The organism is Hafnia sp. HMSC23F03 (genome assembly GCF_001816025.1).
Taxonomy (GTDB): Bacteria; Pseudomonadota; Gammaproteobacteria; order Enterobacterales; family Enterobacteriaceae; genus Hafnia; species Hafnia paralvei.
The window spans coordinates 24,294-42,839 of the sequence record NZ_KV824218.1 but is presented as its reverse complement, the minus strand read 5'-3'; the positions used below and the strand labels follow the sequence as shown (position 1 = coordinate 42,839).

Genomic DNA, 18,546 nt, shown 5'->3' with positions numbered 1-18,546 from the left:
CACGAAAATAAGAACCGTCAGAACTATTTAACCGACGTAGATGAGCCGTCAGCATGCCATTCGAAAATACCGAACTCGAAGCCTTTCAGGTCGCCTTTATCATCCCAGCTCAATGGCCCCATAACAGTATCAACCGGCTGAGACTTCAGGTTTTTGATGATGTCAGCAGGCTCTTCGCTTTTGCTGCGTTCCATACCCGTGGTCAGAGATTGCAGCGCTGCATAGGTGGTCCAGACAAATGGCCCTGTCGGATCCAGTTTTTTGGCTTTCAGCGAGTCTACGATAGCTTTGTTAGCAGGAACCTGATCGTAACGCTGTGGCAGCGTCACCAGCATGCCTTCAGACGCATCGCCCGCGATGTTAGATAATGATGAGTTACCCACTCCTTCTGGCCCCATAAATTTCGCTTTCAAACCCGCTTGTTTGGCCTGACGCAAAATCTGTCCCATTTCTGGGTAGTAGCCGCCGAAGTAGACAAAATCCACGTTATCTTTTTTCAGCTTCGCAACCAGCGTAGAGAAGTCTTTGTCGCCAGCGGTAATCCCCTCAAACAGCACTGGTTTTACATTGGATTTCTCCAGTGCATCTTTAACCGAACGTGCCAGACCTTCGCCATACTGCTGTTTATCGTGCACCACGGCGATGCGCTGTGGCTTAATGGTATTCAGGATATATTTCGCCGCGGTTGGCCCTTGATCGGAATCCAGCCCCGTCGTACGCATGATCAGTTTATAACCACGCGTGGTCAGATCGGCATTGGTCGCCGCAGGCGTAATCATCAAGACGCCTTCATCTTCATAGATATCGGAAGCAGGCTGAGTCGAAGAGGAACACAGGTGTCCGATAACATAACGGATACCGTCGTTAATCACTTTGTTGGCAACCGCGACAGCCTGTTTTGGATCACAGGCATCGTCATATTCCACACCAACCAGCTTGTCGCCGTTCACGCCGCCTTTGGCGTTGATATCCGCAATGGCCTGCTTAGCTCCGGTAAACTCCATATCGCCATACTGTGCAACTGGGCCAGACATAGCGCCAACAATCGCCACTTTAATGTCCTTCGCCATCACACTGCTGCTCATGGCTAACGCAATACAGCCAGCCAGAAAAACCTTACCCTTATTGATACTCATCTGCTCATCCCCGCCTGTCGTTGTGTTTGTTGTGTTTGCTTTAGCGCGCAATTGAATAACATATTATTAACAATCAATGCATTTACGCATAAGAAATAATGAATTATGTGATTGCACAGCAATATTTTCTAATAAGACTTTATTTTTCATATCATTAAACAGGAGATTTATTCTGCAAATCAAATCAGATAGCTAGAAACAAGCGGTGTAAACAGCACAAAAATCGGAGTAAAGCGACAGTGTTTGTCACTAGGCAAGCACGTTCATCTGTTAAACAATTCATTTACTAATTTTTTACTCTGAAAATCACAGATCGATAAAAATAATCAGCTCAATCTTTGTACACTAAAAGTTACACCGCCAATGAATGCAGATCACTTACAATGCTTATCAATTATTCTCGGCAGAAGATAAAACATGAAACTGACTATTGAGCGCTTGATGGCTTTAAATCCAGACGATATTCGTGACTTGGGAAAAGTGTGGCCTGAACAGCAGCCAGAAACATGGCAGGCTTGGTTAGATGAGGGTCATGCCCTGTTTGCCGCTCGTTTTAACGATCGGCTTCTAGGCGCAGTCAAGGTGTGTGCCGATCGACAAAAAGGATTCGCCACGCTACATGACCTGTGCGTGCGAGAAGTCACGCGCCGTCGAGGAGTCGGATTGTACTTAGTGGAAGATACGATGCGCCAACTGCCAGAAATTAATGTCTGGCAGTTGGCGGCGAGTGAAGTCCCTGGTGTTGGACTTGATGAAATGAATGCGTTTATGGCCGCCTGTGGTTTTAATTTTTGTGAACTCAATAGCGGCGAACAAGGCTGGCAGAATTAAAAATCAGCCACGCCCCATCTTCCAAACCGCTGCGACATTGCGTGCCGTAACACGCACGTTTCCGCGGGCGTCTTCTAGTGCTTCAGGCAACGTTTGGATGCGGTTTAGTACTGAAAACACCGCGTCCAAGCCATGCTGATGTACAACGCTATAATCTGGCGTCATGCCTCCAGCGATAGCGATAACCGGAATATCGTAACGCTTAGCGACTCGCGCCACTCCAACAGGCGTTTTTCCATGGATAGTTTGGCTATCGATGCGTCCCTCTCCGGTGATCACCAAGTCTGCCCCTTGTACCGCATCGGCCAGCTTTAACGCTTCGGTGACGATTTCAATGCCCGGCTGTAAACGTGCGTTAAGCAAACCAAACAGCGCCGCCCCCATCCCACCTGCCGCACCTGCTCCAGCCACATTTAGCACCGATTTTCCGGTTGCCAGCTCGATCTTCTCACCATAATGCTGCAAAGCGGCATCTAGCTGTTTAACCCGCTCTGGCGTTGCGCCTTTTTGTGGGCCAAATACCGCCGACGCACCTTTCGCTCCGCACAGAGGGTTATCAACATCACAGGCCACCAAAATATCGGTCTGTGCTAAACGGGCATCCAATTGGCTGAGGTCAACGCTGGCTAACTGAGCAAGCGCCGCGCCACCAACATGCAGCTCTTTGCCATCGATATCATGAAAATGTGCGCCCAACGCCTGCATCATGCCCGCGCCGCCGTCATTGGTGGCGCTACCGCCAATACCGAGAATAATTTTGCGCGCCCCGTGATTAAGCGCCGCCAGAATCAGTTCTCCGGTACCAAAACTGGTGGTGATCAGCGGATTACGCTGCTCGTGAGCGACCAAATGCAACCCCGACGCGGCGGCCATTTCAATCACTGCGGTTTCATCATCGCCCATCCAGCCAAAGAAGCCATTAACCGGCTGCCCTAAAGGACCAGTTACATTTACATGCACTCGCTCTCCACCGGTCGCTGCAACCATTGATTCCACGGTGCCTTCACCACCATCAGCCATCGGCAGCTTGATGTATTCAGCCTGCGGGAATATTTCGCTAAAACCCTGCTCAATAGCCTCGGCAACCTGCATCGCGCTAAGGCTTTCTTTAAATGAATCAGGAGCAATCACAATTTTCATGCGTACCTCGTTAACCCGCTAAATTAAACACGCCAAACATCATGGTAGAAACAAAGGCGATCATCAGACCCACGGCGGTTTCATAAGGCAGCAGTTTCAAACGCTCATGCACCTGCATGTTGACGCTACCGCCGGTCGCGTGGAAGAAGCTGCCGTGTGGCATGTGGTCGAGTACCGTTGCGCCTGCGTGAATCATCGCCGCACCCGCCAGAGCCGAAATCCCCATACCAATCAGCGTGGAGCTAAATACTGCGGAAGCCACTGCGGTACCTGCCGTCGTGGATGCCGTCGCCATCGACATCAAGGCACCTGAAATTGGCGCCAGCAGATACGAAGGCATACCAGAAGCCGTCAAGCCTGTAATCAGCACATCTTTCAGACCTGAATTAGCAATAATCCCCGCCAGCGTACCGGTGCCGAGCAGCATAATTGCCACCGGAGCCATACGCGACAAACCGGAAACCATATACTGGTTAGTATGTTTCCATTGCCCCATAACCACCGCACCAATTAAGCCCCCCACAGGTAATGCAACTAATGGGTCAATGGCAATGCCAGCAATTGGACGTAGTGCCAGCAGGATAATAGCGACTAAAGGAGCGGCGATCGCCGCGCCAAAGGCCGGCAGCGCAGCGTCATGTTTACCGACAACCAGCTCATGAGCTTCAACTTTTGAGCCACGATGCTTCAGACGTTTAGCCAGAAAATAAGCCAGTACCAAACCAAACAGACCTGGGACAATACCCGCCACCATCAATGAGGTTAAAGGCACGTGGAAGCTATCTGCCGCCGCGATAGTGTTAGGGTTTGGCGACATCACGTTGCCCGCTTTACCGCCGCCAATCATCGCCAGCAAAATCGCCATTTTGGAAATATCAGCGCGATGGGCAATCGCTAAAGCGATTGGAGAAACGGTGATAACCGCCACATCAATAAACACGCCGACGGCGGTCAGCAGCATCGTCGCGACGGCCAGCGCCAACAGCGCACGCTTCTCGCCCACTTTACGTACAATAGTTTCGGCGATGGTATTCGCTGCGCCAGACTCAATCAGCACGCCCGCGAGAATACCTGCCCCCAAAATACGTAATACGGCGTTGGTGATGCCCTGAGCGCCGGTGATCATAAGATTGATTGTTTGAATGAGGTCAGCGCCGCCAACCAAACCACCCGCCAAAGCACCGGCAATCATGCCGTAAGCCGGTGGAACCTTGCGTAAAATAAGCACGATGGACACAACCAGCGCCACTATTGCGCCTAGAGCAGAAACCGTTGTCATTATTCACTCCTGCCTTGATTCATTATTATTGTGAGATCGTCTAAGACGAATGTAGGTACAAGGAGGCATTATGAGGAGACAAAGAAAAATAGCTTGAGTCGAACCACCAGAAAATCGACGGTTAGAACCTGCTTTTTTTGTAGGATGCTACAAATCAGCGATAAATCTGCATGCCAATATATAATTGAAGAATAGAGTTTAATTCATTGATTTTTAAAGATGTTATATCTTCAATCTTCTGTAGGCGGTAGCGGAGGGTGTTGACATGGATATGTAGCTGTTTTGACGTTTGAGACAGATCACAATTCTGTACAAAATAGCAGCGCAGAGTGTGACATAGAACACCCTTAGTATCAGCCTGACGTAATGCCTGCCACGCCTGTCCCAGTTCCTCGGCCTGCCAGCTGTCTGCAAATCCATTTAGCAACACCGGCAAAAAATGGTCGCGATAATATAAAACTGCCTGATTTAACTTTTGACGCTGCGCCATTTCCTGCAAAGCCTGAGCACTCAGATAAGAACGGCGTACACCATCATCTCCTGTAAATAGGCCGCCAACATAGATATTTACATGAAAACGCGACTGTAGTTGCACATGCAGTTTACGCAGACCTTTCTTGATTGCCGCATCATTATCGTCACTACGGCTTATATTGAGCGGCAGCAAAACAACGATGCGATCAAAACCATGCATCATCACCAACGTCTCATGGCTATGATTGCTGAGCGTTTCTAATAACTCTCGCTGGCGAATATGTTCCTGCTCATGAAGGCTAACAATCAATGCAATCCGCGGTAAGGATAGATCTAACCCAAGATATGCCGCCATTGACGCCATCGATGCAACGCTACCGCGCTCTATAATCAGCTGAGAAGCGAGTTGCTCACGATAGCGTTTCTCCCACTGGTTTTGCTCCAGCATTTCTGCCTGCTCAAGGATCAACTCCGCAGCCATGCGAACAAGTTCAGCATACGCCTGCACTTTTTCTGGCTCGCCGGAAATCCCGATCACACCCACCATTCGCTGCCGAAATATAATGGGCAAATTAATTCCCGGCTTCACACCTTTAAGCCTGCTGGCCACTGCGTCATCAATGATCACCATCCGATTCTCAGTGAGCGCCAAAACCGCCCCCTCATGGCGCTGATGCAAGCGGCTCGGGTCACCTGAAGCAATGATGACTCCGTGCTCATTCATCACGTTCACAGAATAGTCAATGATGCTCATCGCACGAGAAACGATCTGACGTGCGGTATCTTCCTTAAGGTAACTGTTTGGCATGGGGATTCACGATCAAAAATGGAGATAGCCAAATGTAACGGAAAACGCTACTGGCCGCTGAGGCGGAGATCATCATAAACAAAAAAGGCGATGCTAAGCATCGCCTTTAATCGGAAACTCGTTATGGATGAAGCTTAAGCTTCAATCGCCGCACGTAGTTTTTTCATTGCGTTCTTTTCAAGCTGACGCACACGCTCTGCAGAAACACCGTATTGATCGGCTAATTCTTGCAACGTTGCTTTGTTGTCGTCGTCTAACCAGCGAGCACGGATGATGTGCTGACTACGTTCGTCCAGACCTTCCATCGCCAAAGTCAGTTTATCAGCGGCGTGGCTGTCCCAGTTGTCATCTTCGATATCGTTGGCGAAATCAGAAGATTTATCCTGCAAGAACAGCACTGGTGCTGCTGGTGAACTCTCATCATCGTCGTTAGACATGTCAAAAGCCATGTCCTGAGCAGCCATACGAGATTCCATTTCCAGCACGTCTTTTTCAGACACACCCAGCTCACGCGCAACCAGTTCGACTTCGTCCTGATTGAACCAGCCTAAACGCTGCTTGGTTTTACGCAGGTTGAAGAACAGCTTACGCTGTGCTTTGGTTGTTGCGACTTTCACGATACGCCAGTTACGCAGCACGTACTCATGGATCTCGGCTTTAATCCAGTGAACCGCAAAGGACACCAGACGCACACCCATTTCTGGGTTAAAGCGGCGCACAGCTTTCATCAGGCCGATGTTACCTTCCTGAATCAGGTCTGCCTGCGGCAGCCCGTAGCCGGCATAGTTACGGGCAACATGAACAACAAAGCGCAGGTGCGACAGAATCAGCTGTTTTGCTGCATCCAAGTCACCCTCGTAATGCAGTCGTTCACCCAGTTCTTTCTCTTCCTCTGCCGTCAGCATCGGATAGGTGTTGGCCGCACGTACGTAAGCTTCCAAGCTACCTTGAGGAACTAAGGTTAAAGTTTGCATCTCTTTGGTCATTCAAACCCTCTCAATATTCTATCCAGTCGTACCAGCAACGCCGAAACCATTCTAAAAAAACATCGGCGTAAACACTAACACGATTCTGCAAATTTTGACCGTGAATCATCCCACAAGTTCAATGTTGCGTGCATAAAAATAGCACAATTCTACAACGAATATGAACACGGTGGGAAAGCGATGGGGGGAGTATAGGATGGAGAACCGGTATCGGGTTTAACCAGAATGGCTCTTCCCCCGTCAGCAACTCAACGAGGGAAGAGTATAGCACTATTTCACTACTGTGGTGTAAATCGGCGTAAATGTTGTACGGTTGCCAACCATGCGGCAATCCAACCAATCATGGCGGAAACCAGCACCAGCAGCAGACATTCGTCCCAGCCTAAGCCGTGTAGCACGAAAGTCGTACCAAACACCGAGGCGACTTTGGCTACTGCGGAGCCAAGTTGCCACACCATCGCCTGCGACAGAATCAGTGAAAGAATCGCGCCGCTAAAACCTAGCAACGCACCACCGTTGAGGAATGGCCTGAGAATGAAACCGTCGGTTGCACCAATCAGTTTCATCACATTAATGGTATCGCGGCGACTGAAGATGCTCAGGCGCACACTGTTACCAATCACCAAGAACACCGCAACGATCATCAGGATCCCGATCATTGCCGCCACTTGACCAACCAGTCCGGTTAACGCCGCTAAGCGCGCAAACCAGCTATCGTCCATGCGAACTTCATCAACACCTTTCACCGCCGCAACGCGATCGCGCAGCGTATTCAGGGTTTCACTACTTTCAAAGTTCATCTTAGGTGTAATGATAGCAACCGCGGGCAGTGGGTTTTCTTCCAGCATATCCAGCGCGCCGCCGAAGCCGGACCAGTTACGGAACTCGCCCAGCGCTTCTTCACGGGAGAGATAGTTAACCTTATCTACGCCCTCTTCGCCTTTCAGCACCGTCATGACCTGCTCAGCGGCATTGTCATCCAGCGCTTTATCCAGATAAACCGTTAACTGCGGCGTTGGATACCACTGGGCAGCAGCCTCACTGACGTTTTTGTATACCAGATAGCATACGCTTGGCAGCGTCAGAGAGATGGCAATAACCATCACCGTGAGCAGAGTTGCTAGCGGTTGGCGCATCATATCCGCCAGCGTGTTAATCCACGCATAGCGCCATTGTTCACGCCAACCACCGCGCAGAGCCTTGGCTTTATCTGGCGTTTTTGCTCGCGTGGCCGAGCGATTTGGAGCCTTAGCCATGCGAAATACCTCCGTCCATGCGTCCCTGACTGAGAGTCAGCATGCGATAGCGACGACGTGCAATCAGTCCCATATCATGGGTAGCCATCAGCACTGTCACGCCAACACGGTTGAACTCTTCAAACAGGCGCAGAATGCCTTCCGACAGCGCCTCATCCAAGTTCCCCGTTGGCTCGTCAGCGAGTAGAACAGCGGGTTTATTCACCACCGCACGCGCAATACCTACGCGCTGCTGTTCACCACCAGAGAGCTGAATCGGGAAGTTTTTCGCTTTATCCAACAATCCGACCTTATCCAACGCCGCCGAAACACGGCGACGAATGTCTTCACTGCTGGCACCAGAAATAATCAACGGCATCGACACATTGTCATATACCGTGCGATCCATCAGTAGATGGTGATCTTGGAAAATCATGCCAATCTGGCGACGCAAAAACGGCACTTCGCTGTTACGCAAGCGGCTAATGTCATGACCACCAAAAAGAATGTGTCCTGCGCTTGGGCGCTCAATGCCACATATCAACTTCAGCAGGGTACTTTTCCCTGCGCCTGAGTGGCCGGTGAGAAACGCCATCTCGCCCTGACGCAGATGAAAATCTACGCCCTGCAGAGCCTGACGCCCACCCAGATACGCTTTACTGACCTGTTCGAAGCGAATCATCCGTATTAATCCTCACGGGCAAAAAGTGCCTCAATAAAATCGTCGGCCTTGAATGGCCGCAAATCTTCGATACCTTCACCAACCCCAATGTAGCGGATTGGAATGCCAAACTGATCGGCCACGGCAAAGATCACCCCACCTTTCGCCGTTCCATCCAGCTTGGTTAACGTAATACCGGTCAGGCCGACAGCTTCGTTAAACAACTTCGCTTGGCTAACGGCATTTTGTCCGGTGCTCGCATCAATCGTCAGCATAACCTCATGTGGCGCATCTTCGTCCAACTTTTTCATTACACGAACGATTTTCTTCAACTCTTCCATCAGATGCGCTTTATTCTGCAAACGCCCTGCGGTATCGGCCAGCAACACATCAACATTACGAGCTTTAGCTGCCTGAATAGCATCAAAAATGACTGAAGCAGAATCCGCACCGGTATGCTGGGCAATCACGGGAATATTATTACGCTCACCCCATACCTGTAGCTGCTCAACCGCTGCCGCACGGAAGGTATCGCCCGCAGCCAACATGACCGATTTACCTTCGGCCTGGAACTGACGTGCCAACTTACCAATGGTAGTCGTTTTGCCGACGCCGTTCACACCCACCATTAAAATAACGAATGGTGTACGGCCACTAACGTCGAGCGGCTTATCGACCGTGCTTAAGATCTCGCCCATCTCTTCTTTCAGCTTACCGTAGAGCGACTCGGCGTCTTTCAATTCTTTACGGCTAGCGTGTTCTGTCAGCGATTTAATGATTTTGCTGGTCGTTTCCACACCCACATCGGCAATCAGCAGTTGTTCTTCCAACTCTTCAAACAGATCGTCGTCGATTTTCTTGCCACGGAACAAGCCGAAAAATCCGGAACCCAGATTCTGTTTGGTTTTCAGCAAGCTACGCTTTAGGCGAGCGAAGAAGCCCTCTTTGGTCGGGCGTTCTTGTTCGTGCTGAACGACAGGCTGTGCATCGGCTTGCGTTTCCTCGGCGTCAGCCTCTTCAACGTCATCGCTATCCAGATCGACCACTTCTTCCGAGCGGGCAATTTCGGCAATCACGTCGATTGGTTCAGGTTCAGCCTCAACGATTGTTGGTTCTGGCTTAATGGCATCGTCTTCTGCAATTTCCTGCTCGACCAGCTCTTCGATATAAGGCTCGTCGATAACGGGTTCCTGATGGACGTGTGGATGCGCCGCTTCAGTCAGCGTAATAACCTGTTCAGCAAAGACTTCAGCATCATGCTCAAGATGCTCACCTCCGTGGTGAGCTTCATGATAACTTTCCAGTGGTTCACTGGCATGAATGATATTTTCAGCCGTGACCTCCGCAGAAGTTGGAGTACGCTGAGGCTCAGGGACCTCTTCGACTATTTCTGGCTCTTCATGATGCGCACGAGTGAGCTCAACAACCTGCTCTGCAAAAACTTCCGCATCTTGCGCATCAGCGCGATGTTCATGGCTAGTGGCTAAATGCTCGGTGGTTTCCACCAGTTCGTCAGCTAAAACCTTGAAGGAAGTTTCATGATGAACATGTGGCTCTGCATGAGGTAGATTTTCAGCAGCGTGCTCTGGCGCAACGGAAGCGTCCCACTCACCCGGCGTTTCGACAGAATCAGCATAGTCAGATTCACGCTCAGGCAGTTTGTCATCCAGCTGTTCTGACGCAGGTTTATGCTCTGATGACGCATCGGCTTGATGTTGCTTGGTTTCTTCTGCTTCTGGTGGCGTTTGCTGTACGTCTTCTTGCGCCTTTTCTGGCTGCTCTTCCTGACGACCAAACCCTAACCAGGAGAAAAAACCACGTTTTTTATCTTTTGCCATAGTGCGACTGCTCTCCCGCCTGAAATTCAAAAATCGTTAATAAAATGCTATTGGTTAAGTTTACCACTTAACCCCTTATCGCAACATGCATGCCGAAGGGTTTCAAGTGGCATTTCCATCAATAAACGGTTACCTTGCAGTGCAATAATGAAGATCCGACTGTTATGACGTCTTCTCATCTCGCAACCTAAACAAAAAACACCGCATTCATGGCAAAGAAACCAGCATCCCAATCCAGCGGACAAATCCGCATTATTGGCGGCTTATGGCGTGGCCGAAAGCTTCCAGTTCCAGATAGCCCGGGCCTGCGCCCGACAACCGATCGCGTACGTGAAACCCTATTTAACTGGCTGGCTCCGGTGATAAACGATGCGCGTTGCCTCGACTGTTTTTCCGGCAGCGGCGCGTTAGGCTTTGAGGCGGTATCTCGATACGCCGCACACGCAACGTTGCTGGAGGCCGATCGTATGGTTGCCGCTCAATTGAAAAAGAATGTAGCGTTGATTAATACCGATAAAGTCACGGTGCAAAACACCGATGCGCTAAAATGGTTATCACAGCCCGGTACGCCATATCAGGTCGTTTTTCTCGATCCGCCTTTTCGTAAAGGGCTATTAGCTGAAACCATCGCTCTGTTAGAAAACAACGACTGGCTGGCTGAAGATGCATCCATCTACGTAGAGGCTGAGGTAGAAAGCGCCGCTGCGGACGTCCCCGCTAACTGGACTCTGCACCGCGAGAAAGTCGCCGGTCAGGTTGCCTATCGTTTATATTCGCGCAGCGCGCCATAATTCGAGGACACAACAATGGGAATTAATATTGGCCGCTTGCTGATGCTGTGCGTATGGGGATTTATGCTGGTTAACATCGTTCACCCGTATACGCGTCCGCTTAATATTTTTATGAATGTTGCGCTGGTGTTCATGGTTTTGATGCACGGCTTGCAGGTCACCATGCTGAAAACAACGTTGACCAAAGATCAGCCTAAAATCAGTAAATGGCAGGAAGTTCGAATCTTCCTGTTTGGAGTTTTTGAACTGCTGGCCTGGCAAAAGAAAAATACACCACCGAAAAAATAATCAGCTCAAATTCACCTCCCCAAACACGGGGAGGTGGCGCTATTTTACATCGGCTTCAAAACCAATAAAACGTGTACCCTGCGTGCTGAGTTTCCCCACAGCACCTTTATCTATCTGATGATACGTCGTTTCCGGCACAATAAACTTCAGCTCGCTACCGCCAATCAGTGGCTTAAAGTAAACCTCATAGCGCATATCCTCACCCGCGATCACTTCACGCTGGCGTGAACGACGATTAGGCGCAGGGAATTCGCGCTTAGCGCTGACTTCTACCTGCTGAGTATTGATCGGCGCGGCATCATTGATGGCGTTCTGACGGCGTTGTTGCATAAAGCGCTGAGCGGCAAACACCACAATAACGGCAACGATAACAACAAATATCAGCGGTGGCTTACTCATGGTTTTTTGCCTGGCAGATAAGGGAAAGTCGTTACATTATCGCCAAGGTCTGAGATCCGAGCGCTACCACGCTCTGTGACGGCATCAATACGAATAACCGCTTGAACGGGGATAAAACTGCGTGAAACGCCAGAAAACTCGCTTTTCAGCTTTTCTTCTGAAGGATCGACCAATACGGCGCTTTGAGTATCAAAAACAAAATCAGCGATTTCGATAAATCCGAAAAGATTGCTTTGTACAATTTCACGCACATAAAGCTGATAATTTTTACCGTTATTCATAAATTGAATACGGTATAAGGGCTGTTGACCAGACATGACGTTCCTCATCACTGCCAGTGGGCAATTCTCGTTTTAAAACTTCATCAACGTAAAAACCGATGACGCAATACCGTGTATAACGTCATCAGTACAGCGGCTTAAAATAACATGAAGTTGTTTACACTTCATCCGCACAGCCTTCAACTAAAGGGATTGTCGCTGCCAGTCGTGATCCCATACACTCAGATGATAAGTGACGATTTATTTGATTTTATACTTCATGCAACTAAACACGTAGAGCGTCATATAATTTAACTAGCTAATTAAAAAGGATAAATGATGAGTTGGGCATTTCTCGCTGTCTTCTTTTCTGGTTGGCTTTTTGTCGATGCCAGCTACCGTGGCCCCCGCTGGCAACGCTGGGTATTTAAACCGGTCACCTTACTTCTGCTGCTGTTGCTAGCTTGGAGCGCCCCAAATATTCAGGCAAATGGCTATCTGATACTGCTCGGTTTGCTAGCGACTCTGGCGGCTGATGCCTTGCTATTGCTGCCTCGGGAACGCGTGCTCTACGCCATTGGCGCTTTTTTTCTGTCCCACCTGCTGTACACCATCAGCTTTGCCAGCGCATTAACCGTATCTTTTTATCTACCGATGCTGGCGGTACTCATCATTATCGGGCTAGCGCTAACGGCAACTATCTGGACACGCCTAGAAGATATGCGCTGGCCGGTGGTGACTTATATCGCGATGACGCTGTTGATGGTTTGGATGGCGGGAGATCAATACTTTGCTCGCGGTACTGACTTTGGCTTCTCACTGTTGGTAGGTGCTTCATTGCTGTTGCTGTCAAACGTGGTGTGGCTCATTAACCGCTACCGTTTCTCCTTCCGTGCTGCCGACGCCATCATCGCTGCCAGCTATTTTGGCGGGCATTTCCTGATTGTACGTTCGCTGTATTTGTAAAATCATTAAAAACACAAAAACGGGGCAAGAATGCCCCGTTGTTTTTATATCGAACTAAGAACTAGATTTTTGCCGCCGCAAGGTACTTCGCCATTTCTTCGGCAGGCACCATGCCACCACCGGTGGCCCATACGAGATGGGTCGCATTTTGCATTTTTTGCTTATCCAATTCATGAGCGTTCAGGTACTCAGCGCTACCGCAAACCCGTACCGCTCCCGGCATCCCCGCTAGCGCTGATGGCTCAAGCTGAATACCTTGCTGTTGATTCAGAAGTCCCAGCAAGTTATACATTTCTTGATCGCTTAAGGTGTAGAAACCGTCGAGCAAGCGCTCCATCGCACGGCCAACAAAACCAGATGCACGGCCTACGGCCAGACCATCAGCGGCCGTGATATTATCGATGCCGATATCCTGTACCGAAATTTCGTCGTGTAAACCGGTATGGATACCCAGCAACATACACGGCGAATGTGTCGGCTCTGCGAAGAAACAGTGCACATGGTCACCAAATGCTAGTTTCAAGCCAAATGCAACGCCGCCAGGTCCACCGCCGACACCACAAGGAAGATAAACAAACAATGGATGCTCTGCATCAACCCGAATGCCCATCTCGGTAAACTGCTGGCGTAAGCGTCCACCCGCTACGGCATAGCCTAAAAATAACGTGCGGGAATTTTCATCATCGATGAAGAAACAGCGCGGATCTGACTCAGCTTCTTTGCGACCTTGAGCTACCGCGACACCGTAATCCTGCGCATATTCCACAACGTTAACACCGTGATCGCGTAGCTTTTGCTTTTTCCACGCCCGTGCATCCGCAGACATATGAACACTAACGCTAAAGCCCAATTTAGCGCTCATGATGCCAATCGACATACCTAGATTACCCGTCGATCCAACGGCAATGCTGTACTGGCTAAAGAATTGGCGGAACTTATCGGAGTACAGCACGCTGTAGTCATCCGTTTCAGAGAGCATTCCTGCCTCAATTGCCAATTTTTCGGCATGAGTAAGCACCTCATAAATTCCACCACGAGCCTTTATCGAGCCAGAAATCGGTAGATGGCTGTCCTTTTTCAACATGAGTTGGCCCGCAATTTTCTGCTGGTAACGCTGTTCTAACGCTTGTTGCATCGCAGGAATCGCCACAACATCAGACTCAATAATACCCTGCGTTTTTTGCGTTTCAGGAAACGCTAGGCACAGATAAGGCGCAAATCGTTTAAGCCGGGCTTCGGCCTGTGCCACATCGTCTTGCGTTAAGCCAACATAAGGGAGCCCCTCCGCTAGCGTGATCGTTTTTGGGTTAAACCATGTCACTTCATCTAAATTAATCAGCTGTTTTACCAATGGATATTGTTCAACCAAATTTTCAATTTCAAACGTATTCATAAATATTCTCGATTAAACGATATAAGAGAGCAGGAAAGTCGTTGCTAATGCGATCAGTGACGCGATGAATGTCGCCACCGTGTAATATTTGAATGTCTCACTGAGCGTAGCCCCACAGTATTGCTTAACCAGCCAAAACAGTGAGTCGGTGACAATCGTGCAACCAATGGCACCAGAGCCAATCGCTAGAGTGATGATCTCAGGACTCACGTCGGGATAAAGCGGCAACACCGGAGCAACAATTGCAGTGGCTCCCATCATCGCAACCGTAGCCGACCCCACCGCCGCATGCAAAATGATGGCGACCAGCCAAGCTAAAAGGATCGGATGCATATGCATATTGGAGAGCAGCACTGCCAGCGTATCCGCTAACCCGCTCGCTTTGAGGATGCCGTTAAAGGCACCACCCGCGCCGATAATGAGCAAAATATTGGCGATGGAGGAGAAACCATCTTCGGTCTTACTCAGCAGCTTGCTCATGCTCATATGCTGGCGAATGCCCAACACGTAATATGCAACAAATGCGGCAATGAACATCGCGGTAATTGGATTACCGATAAACTCAAAGAAATTATACAGCGCAGAACCTTTCGCCATATTTAATTCAGCAGCCGTTTTTATCAGCATCAACACAATGGGCAACAGCACAGTAAACAGCGTTGCGCCGAGTGAGGGTAAATCTTCCTCTTTGCGCACTTCCAACTCGGAAAACGCGGCAGGAACTGCTTTAAACGGCAGACGATGGCCGAGAAACTTCAGGAATAGTGGCCCACCAATCAGTGATGCGACCAACCCAACAAATAGGCCATACACAATGACAGTGCCTATATCTGCGCCTAAAGCATTAGTGACGTATAGCGCTGCCGGATGCGGAGGCACAACGCAATGTACTGCCATCAACGCGGTACACAACGGAATAGCCAATTTCAGCAGCGAAGTATTCGTCTTTTTCGCGATAGAAAATGCCAGAGGAATCAGTAACACCACGCCCACTTCGACAAACAGCGTAATACCGCATACCAGACCCACTAAAACCATAATAACGTCAGGTGATAGCCAGCGGCATTTCTGGAGCGTAATACCGATACGCTCAGCGGCTCCTGAAACCTCCATCATCTTGCCGAGAATTGTCCCCAGACCGATGACGGCGGCCAGAAATCCTAACGTGCCTCCAATTCCACCTTCAATGGCGTTAACCATTTCCAGCGGATTCATTCCCATTAATACGCCAACGTAAAAACTGGCCAGTAATAATGCGAGGAAGGGGTGAATTTTAAACTTAACGATGGTTAATATTATTATAATGATGCTTGTTAATAGCGTTCCGACAACCCAAATTTGCGAGTCCATTTCCAACCTCACCCTGTAATAAATCTCCTCTCTATTGGATAAGAAGTGAACACGCCTGACAAACGATGAAAATCATCATTCACATGAACCAGATTGAATCAAAGCAGTGATATAGCTCAAGTTAGGCTATTAATATTTGGTTTGGGTCACATTAGATCATCCATAGACGCTCTTTCGTCCCTAAAATTAGATATGCTATAACCCTTAAAAATAGGGGGTAGTTATGAATATCGGCCAAAAATACATCACACGTAACAAACTACTAAACGGCTACCAACTATCAAAACTCTACACGTTTGAAGTCGCTGCACGGCACGAGTCTTTTGCATTAGCGGCCGAAGAACTTTCCATTAGTCCGAGTGCCGTTAGCCACCGGATCAATCAGTTAGAAGAAGAGCTCGGGTTCAAGCTGTTTCAACGGTTTCATCGCCGAATTGCGCTTACGCCTGAGGGTGAACGCGTATTCTGGGCATTAAAATCGTCACTCAGCTATCTCAATCAAGAAATTTTAGAGATCAAAAGTCAGGAATTATCAGGCACGCTGACAGTCTATTCGCGCCCCTCAATTGCACAGTGCTGGTTAGTTCCCAAACTGGCTGATTTTGCAAAGAAATATCCGGCGATTAGCTTAAATATATTGACCGGCAACGAAATGGTGAACTTCAGCGGTGCAGGCATCGATCTCGCGATTTATTTCGACGATAAACCACCCGAAAAGCTGGCATGCCAGCACCTCATGAATGAGTCGATGGTTCCGGTTTGTAGCCCTGAATATGCTGAGCGCCACGATCTGGTCGGTAAACCTTTCAATCTGCGGCAGTGCACGCTATTACACGATCGTCAGGCATGGAGTTACGATTCTGATCAAAGTGAATGGCACTCTTGGGCACAGCATTTTAAGGTTGATATCGCCGAAGATCAGCGCAGTATGGGATTCGATCGCTCTGATTTGGCCGTAATCGCCGCAATAAATCATGTGGGGATTGCGATGGGACGCAAAAAACTGGTCAATAAGAGACTGGCGACAAAAGAGCTCATCACTCCCTTCCCTGAGTTTGAAATGCAGTGCGAGCAACGCTACTACATTTCAACGCTTTCAGAACGCCAGTGGCCAAAAATTAATGCTTTCATTCAGTGGCTTAAAATCATGGCTGAAGCCAACGAGGGTTAAGCCCCTAGCAGTCGCCGATTCATATCTTCAATCTTGCCGCTAAGCACTCGCATTTGTAGCGTTTTGCTCCAGCTTGCGGAGATACCCGCAGCACACATGAGGCGGCGGTACTCTTCCTCGTCAAAAGGCATATGGAAGCAGATGGAAATCGCTTCTGCCACGCTAATACCACTATTACGCGATACCAACTCTAGCGGCTGATCTTCACTTACAACCCCTTCGCCCACAATGCGATACAGCCAACCACAGCGCCCCGTCTTCTGCATCTGCACGGAAAACTCCTCAATATCCATGTGATAATTGAGTTTGTAGCAAGGAGAACGTGGCTGAGTGACCTGAATAAATGCATCGCCCCAGCGATAAATATCGCCGATAAACACGTTTTCTTCAGTCATGCCTTCAGTGGAGATATTTTCCCCTAATGCTGGAGCGCAAAACTGCTCTGCCTGTTGCGGATACTGCTGACGCCAGAAATGATAATGTTCGCGCGGATAGTGGCACAACGCGCGATCGGGCCCGCCATGCACTTTTTTCTCTGCCTGCTCATCGCCCTCTAACCCCAGCCGGTGAAGCATCACGCCGCCTGTGATCTGACGTTTGCCTATCGCGCTGGGCTTACTGCCCTCATAAGGAACGATGGTGCCGACATAAATAGTTGGATAGTGCATGTAGAGCTCCCAAAGCAGATTCTATTGAGAAAATGGCTATGGCATTACTATACCGTGCTACTCAAGTTTAAAAACAAAAAAGCGTGGGTTTCCCCACGCTCTGATAGTGACTGTCTTTAACTGGCTCTTATTTTTTCGCTTCAGCGAAGCGTTTTGCCGCTTCATCCCAGTTCACTACGCTCCAGAAAGCTTTGATGTAATCAGGACGGCGGTTTTGATATTTCAGGTAATAAGCATGTTCCCATACGTCCAGACCCGCAATTGGGTAACCAGAAGCACCAGAAACGGCTTCGCCCATCAGCGGACTGTCTTGATTCGCAGTAGAAACCACAGCCAGTTTACCGTCATCTTTTAACACCAGCCACGCCCAGCCGGAGCCAAAACGAGTTGCTGCTGCTTTCTCAAATTCTTCTTTAAATTTATCCACGCTGCCAAAATCGCGTTCGATAGCCGCTTTCAAATCGCCTTTCAGCTCAGTACCAAGTTTCAGTCCTTTCCAGAAGAAACTGTGGTTAGCGTGGCCACCCGCGTTATTGCGTAACGCAGTGCGTTTTTCAGTTGGCACTTTGTCAAGCTGAGCAATCAACTCTTCGGCGGTCAGTTTTGCCAATTCAGGCAACGATTCCAGTGCAGCATTGGCGTTATTAACGTAAGCCTGATGGTGTTTGCTGTGATGGATTTCCATCGTTTGCTTATCGAAGTGAGGCTCTAGTGCATCATAGGCGTACGGTAGGGATGGCAGGGTATAGCTCATATTCATCTTCTCCAGATTTCAAAGGAGCAAAACATCCGCTCCGGTTAAGCAGTCTGGTCATTATAGTTGATTAAATGATATTGAAAATGATTATCAATTACCTGTTGGCGGTGTGGGT

The 18,546-nt window shown here is 49.2% G+C and carries 19 protein-coding genes; 5 read left to right on the top strand and 14 right to left on the bottom strand.

Translation table 11 applies throughout. The annotated features are described in order from the left end of the window. Positions 1 to 23: 23 nt before the first annotated feature. A complete protein-coding gene (locus tag HMPREF3091_RS09715) occupies positions 24 to 1,136 on the bottom strand; it encodes a branched-chain amino acid ABC transporter substrate-binding protein (protein WP_004090676.1) in 1,113 nt (370 codons plus the stop codon). Between the two features lie 417 nt (positions 1,137 to 1,553). On the opposite strand from HMPREF3091_RS09715, the gene panM reads away from it, so the two are divergent. Continuing rightward, the gene (panM, locus tag HMPREF3091_RS09710) at positions 1,554 to 1,967 is read left to right on the top strand and encodes an aspartate 1-decarboxylase autocleavage activator PanM (protein WP_004090679.1); all 414 of its coding nucleotides are present in this window, start codon (positions 1,554 to 1,556) and stop codon (positions 1,965 to 1,967) included. A gap of 3 nt (positions 1,968 to 1,970) precedes the next feature. Here the strand turns inward: panM and HMPREF3091_RS09705 are convergent, their stop codons facing one another. The 7 genes from HMPREF3091_RS09705 to ftsY form a co-directional block, all read right to left on the bottom strand. Then, positions 1,971 to 3,107 carry a glycerate kinase gene (locus HMPREF3091_RS09705; protein WP_070715545.1) on the bottom strand — a complete coding sequence of 379 codons (1,137 nt, stop codon included), beginning with the start codon at positions 3,105 to 3,107 and terminating at the stop codon, positions 1,971 to 1,973. A 10-nt stretch (positions 3,108 to 3,117) separates the two neighbouring features. Beyond that, positions 3,118 to 4,386 carry a GntP family permease gene (locus tag HMPREF3091_RS09700; RefSeq protein ID WP_004090684.1) on the bottom strand — a complete coding sequence of 423 codons (1,269 nt, stop codon included), beginning with the start codon at positions 4,384 to 4,386 and terminating at the stop codon, positions 3,118 to 3,120. 154 nt (positions 4,387 to 4,540) lie between these two features. After that, positions 4,541 to 5,668, bottom strand: coding sequence for a PucR family transcriptional regulator (locus tag HMPREF3091_RS09695; RefSeq protein WP_070715543.1), 1,128 nt, complete (start codon positions 5,666 to 5,668; stop codon positions 4,541 to 4,543). Between the two features lie 134 nt (positions 5,669 to 5,802). Continuing rightward, positions 5,803 to 6,654, bottom strand: coding sequence for an RNA polymerase sigma factor RpoH (rpoH, locus tag HMPREF3091_RS09690; protein ID WP_004090699.1), 852 nt, complete (start codon positions 6,652 to 6,654; stop codon positions 5,803 to 5,805). A 278-nt stretch (positions 6,655 to 6,932) separates the two neighbouring features. Next, positions 6,933 to 7,910 carry a permease-like cell division protein FtsX gene (ftsX, locus tag HMPREF3091_RS09685; protein ID WP_070715541.1) on the bottom strand — a complete coding sequence of 326 codons (978 nt, stop codon included), beginning with the start codon at positions 7,908 to 7,910 and terminating at the stop codon, positions 6,933 to 6,935. Next, positions 7,903 to 8,571: a cell division ATP-binding protein FtsE gene (ftsE, locus tag HMPREF3091_RS09680; RefSeq protein WP_004090701.1), complete on the bottom strand. Its 669-nt coding sequence runs from the start codon at positions 8,569 to 8,571 to the stop codon at positions 7,903 to 7,905. Before ftsE ends, ftsX begins: the two co-directional genes overlap by 8 nt. 5 nt (positions 8,572 to 8,576) lie before the next feature. Next, the gene (ftsY, locus tag HMPREF3091_RS09675) at positions 8,577 to 10,388 is read right to left on the bottom strand and encodes a signal recognition particle-docking protein FtsY (RefSeq protein ID WP_070715540.1); all 1,812 of its coding nucleotides are present in this window, start codon (positions 10,386 to 10,388) and stop codon (positions 8,577 to 8,579) included. Positions 10,389 to 10,597: 209 nt separating this feature from the next. On the opposite strand from ftsY, the gene rsmD reads away from it, so the two are divergent. Together rsmD and HMPREF3091_RS09665 are read left to right on the top strand one after the other, a co-directional pair. Next, a complete protein-coding gene (rsmD, locus tag HMPREF3091_RS09670; protein ID WP_070715538.1) occupies positions 10,598 to 11,179 on the top strand; it encodes a 16S rRNA (guanine(966)-N(2))-methyltransferase in 582 nt (193 codons plus the stop codon). Positions 11,180 to 11,194: 15 nt separating this feature from the next. Beyond that, positions 11,195 to 11,467, top strand: coding sequence for a DUF1145 family protein (locus HMPREF3091_RS09665; RefSeq protein ID WP_004090705.1), 273 nt, complete (start codon positions 11,195 to 11,197; stop codon positions 11,465 to 11,467). 39 nt (positions 11,468 to 11,506) lie between these two features. On the opposite strand, the gene HMPREF3091_RS09660 is transcribed toward HMPREF3091_RS09665, so the two are convergent. Both HMPREF3091_RS09660 and HMPREF3091_RS09655 read right to left on the bottom strand, forming a co-directional pair. Beyond that, complete coding sequence (locus HMPREF3091_RS09660) at positions 11,507 to 11,866, bottom strand: DUF2500 domain-containing protein (protein WP_004090708.1); 360 nt, start codon at positions 11,864 to 11,866, stop codon at positions 11,507 to 11,509. Continuing rightward, a complete protein-coding gene (locus tag HMPREF3091_RS09655) occupies positions 11,863 to 12,183 on the bottom strand; it encodes a DUF1820 family protein (RefSeq protein ID WP_070715536.1) in 321 nt (106 codons plus the stop codon). The genes HMPREF3091_RS09660 and HMPREF3091_RS09655 overlap by 4 nt, the downstream gene beginning before the upstream one ends. A 282-nt stretch (positions 12,184 to 12,465) precedes the next feature. Between HMPREF3091_RS09655 and HMPREF3091_RS09650 the strand changes: the two genes are divergently transcribed. Next, entirely contained in the window at positions 12,466 to 13,092 is a 627-nt protein-coding gene (locus HMPREF3091_RS09650; RefSeq protein WP_035502535.1) for a lysoplasmalogenase, read from the top strand. A gap of 61 nt (positions 13,093 to 13,153) precedes the next feature. On the opposite strand, the gene HMPREF3091_RS09645 is transcribed toward HMPREF3091_RS09650, so the two are convergent. Next, entirely contained in the window at positions 13,154 to 14,485 is a 1,332-nt protein-coding gene (locus HMPREF3091_RS09645) for a D-serine ammonia-lyase (RefSeq protein WP_070715534.1), read from the bottom strand. Positions 14,486 to 14,497: 12 nt separating this feature from the next. Further along, on the bottom strand, positions 14,498 to 15,835 hold the full coding sequence (gene dsdX, locus HMPREF3091_RS09640) for a D-serine transporter DsdX (RefSeq protein ID WP_004090716.1): 1,338 nt from the start codon (positions 15,833 to 15,835) through the stop codon (positions 14,498 to 14,500). Positions 15,836 to 16,058: 223 nt separating this feature from the next. On the opposite strand from dsdX, the gene dsdC reads away from it, so the two are divergent. Continuing rightward, on the top strand, positions 16,059 to 17,006 hold the full coding sequence (dsdC, locus tag HMPREF3091_RS09635) for a DNA-binding transcriptional regulator DsdC (protein ID WP_070715531.1): 948 nt from the start codon (positions 16,059 to 16,061) through the stop codon (positions 17,004 to 17,006). On the opposite strand, the gene yiiM is transcribed toward dsdC, so the two are convergent. After that, positions 17,003 to 17,674, bottom strand: coding sequence for a 6-hydroxyaminopurine reductase (gene yiiM / locus HMPREF3091_RS09630; RefSeq protein WP_004090718.1), 672 nt, complete (start codon positions 17,672 to 17,674; stop codon positions 17,003 to 17,005). The two genes, dsdC and yiiM, sit on opposite strands and share 4 nt — an antisense overlap. Before the next feature lie 127 nt (positions 17,675 to 17,801). Then, entirely contained in the window at positions 17,802 to 18,428 is a 627-nt protein-coding gene (gene sodA / locus HMPREF3091_RS09625; protein WP_020303540.1) for a superoxide dismutase [Mn], read from the bottom strand. Positions 18,429 to 18,546: the final 118 nt, after the last annotated feature.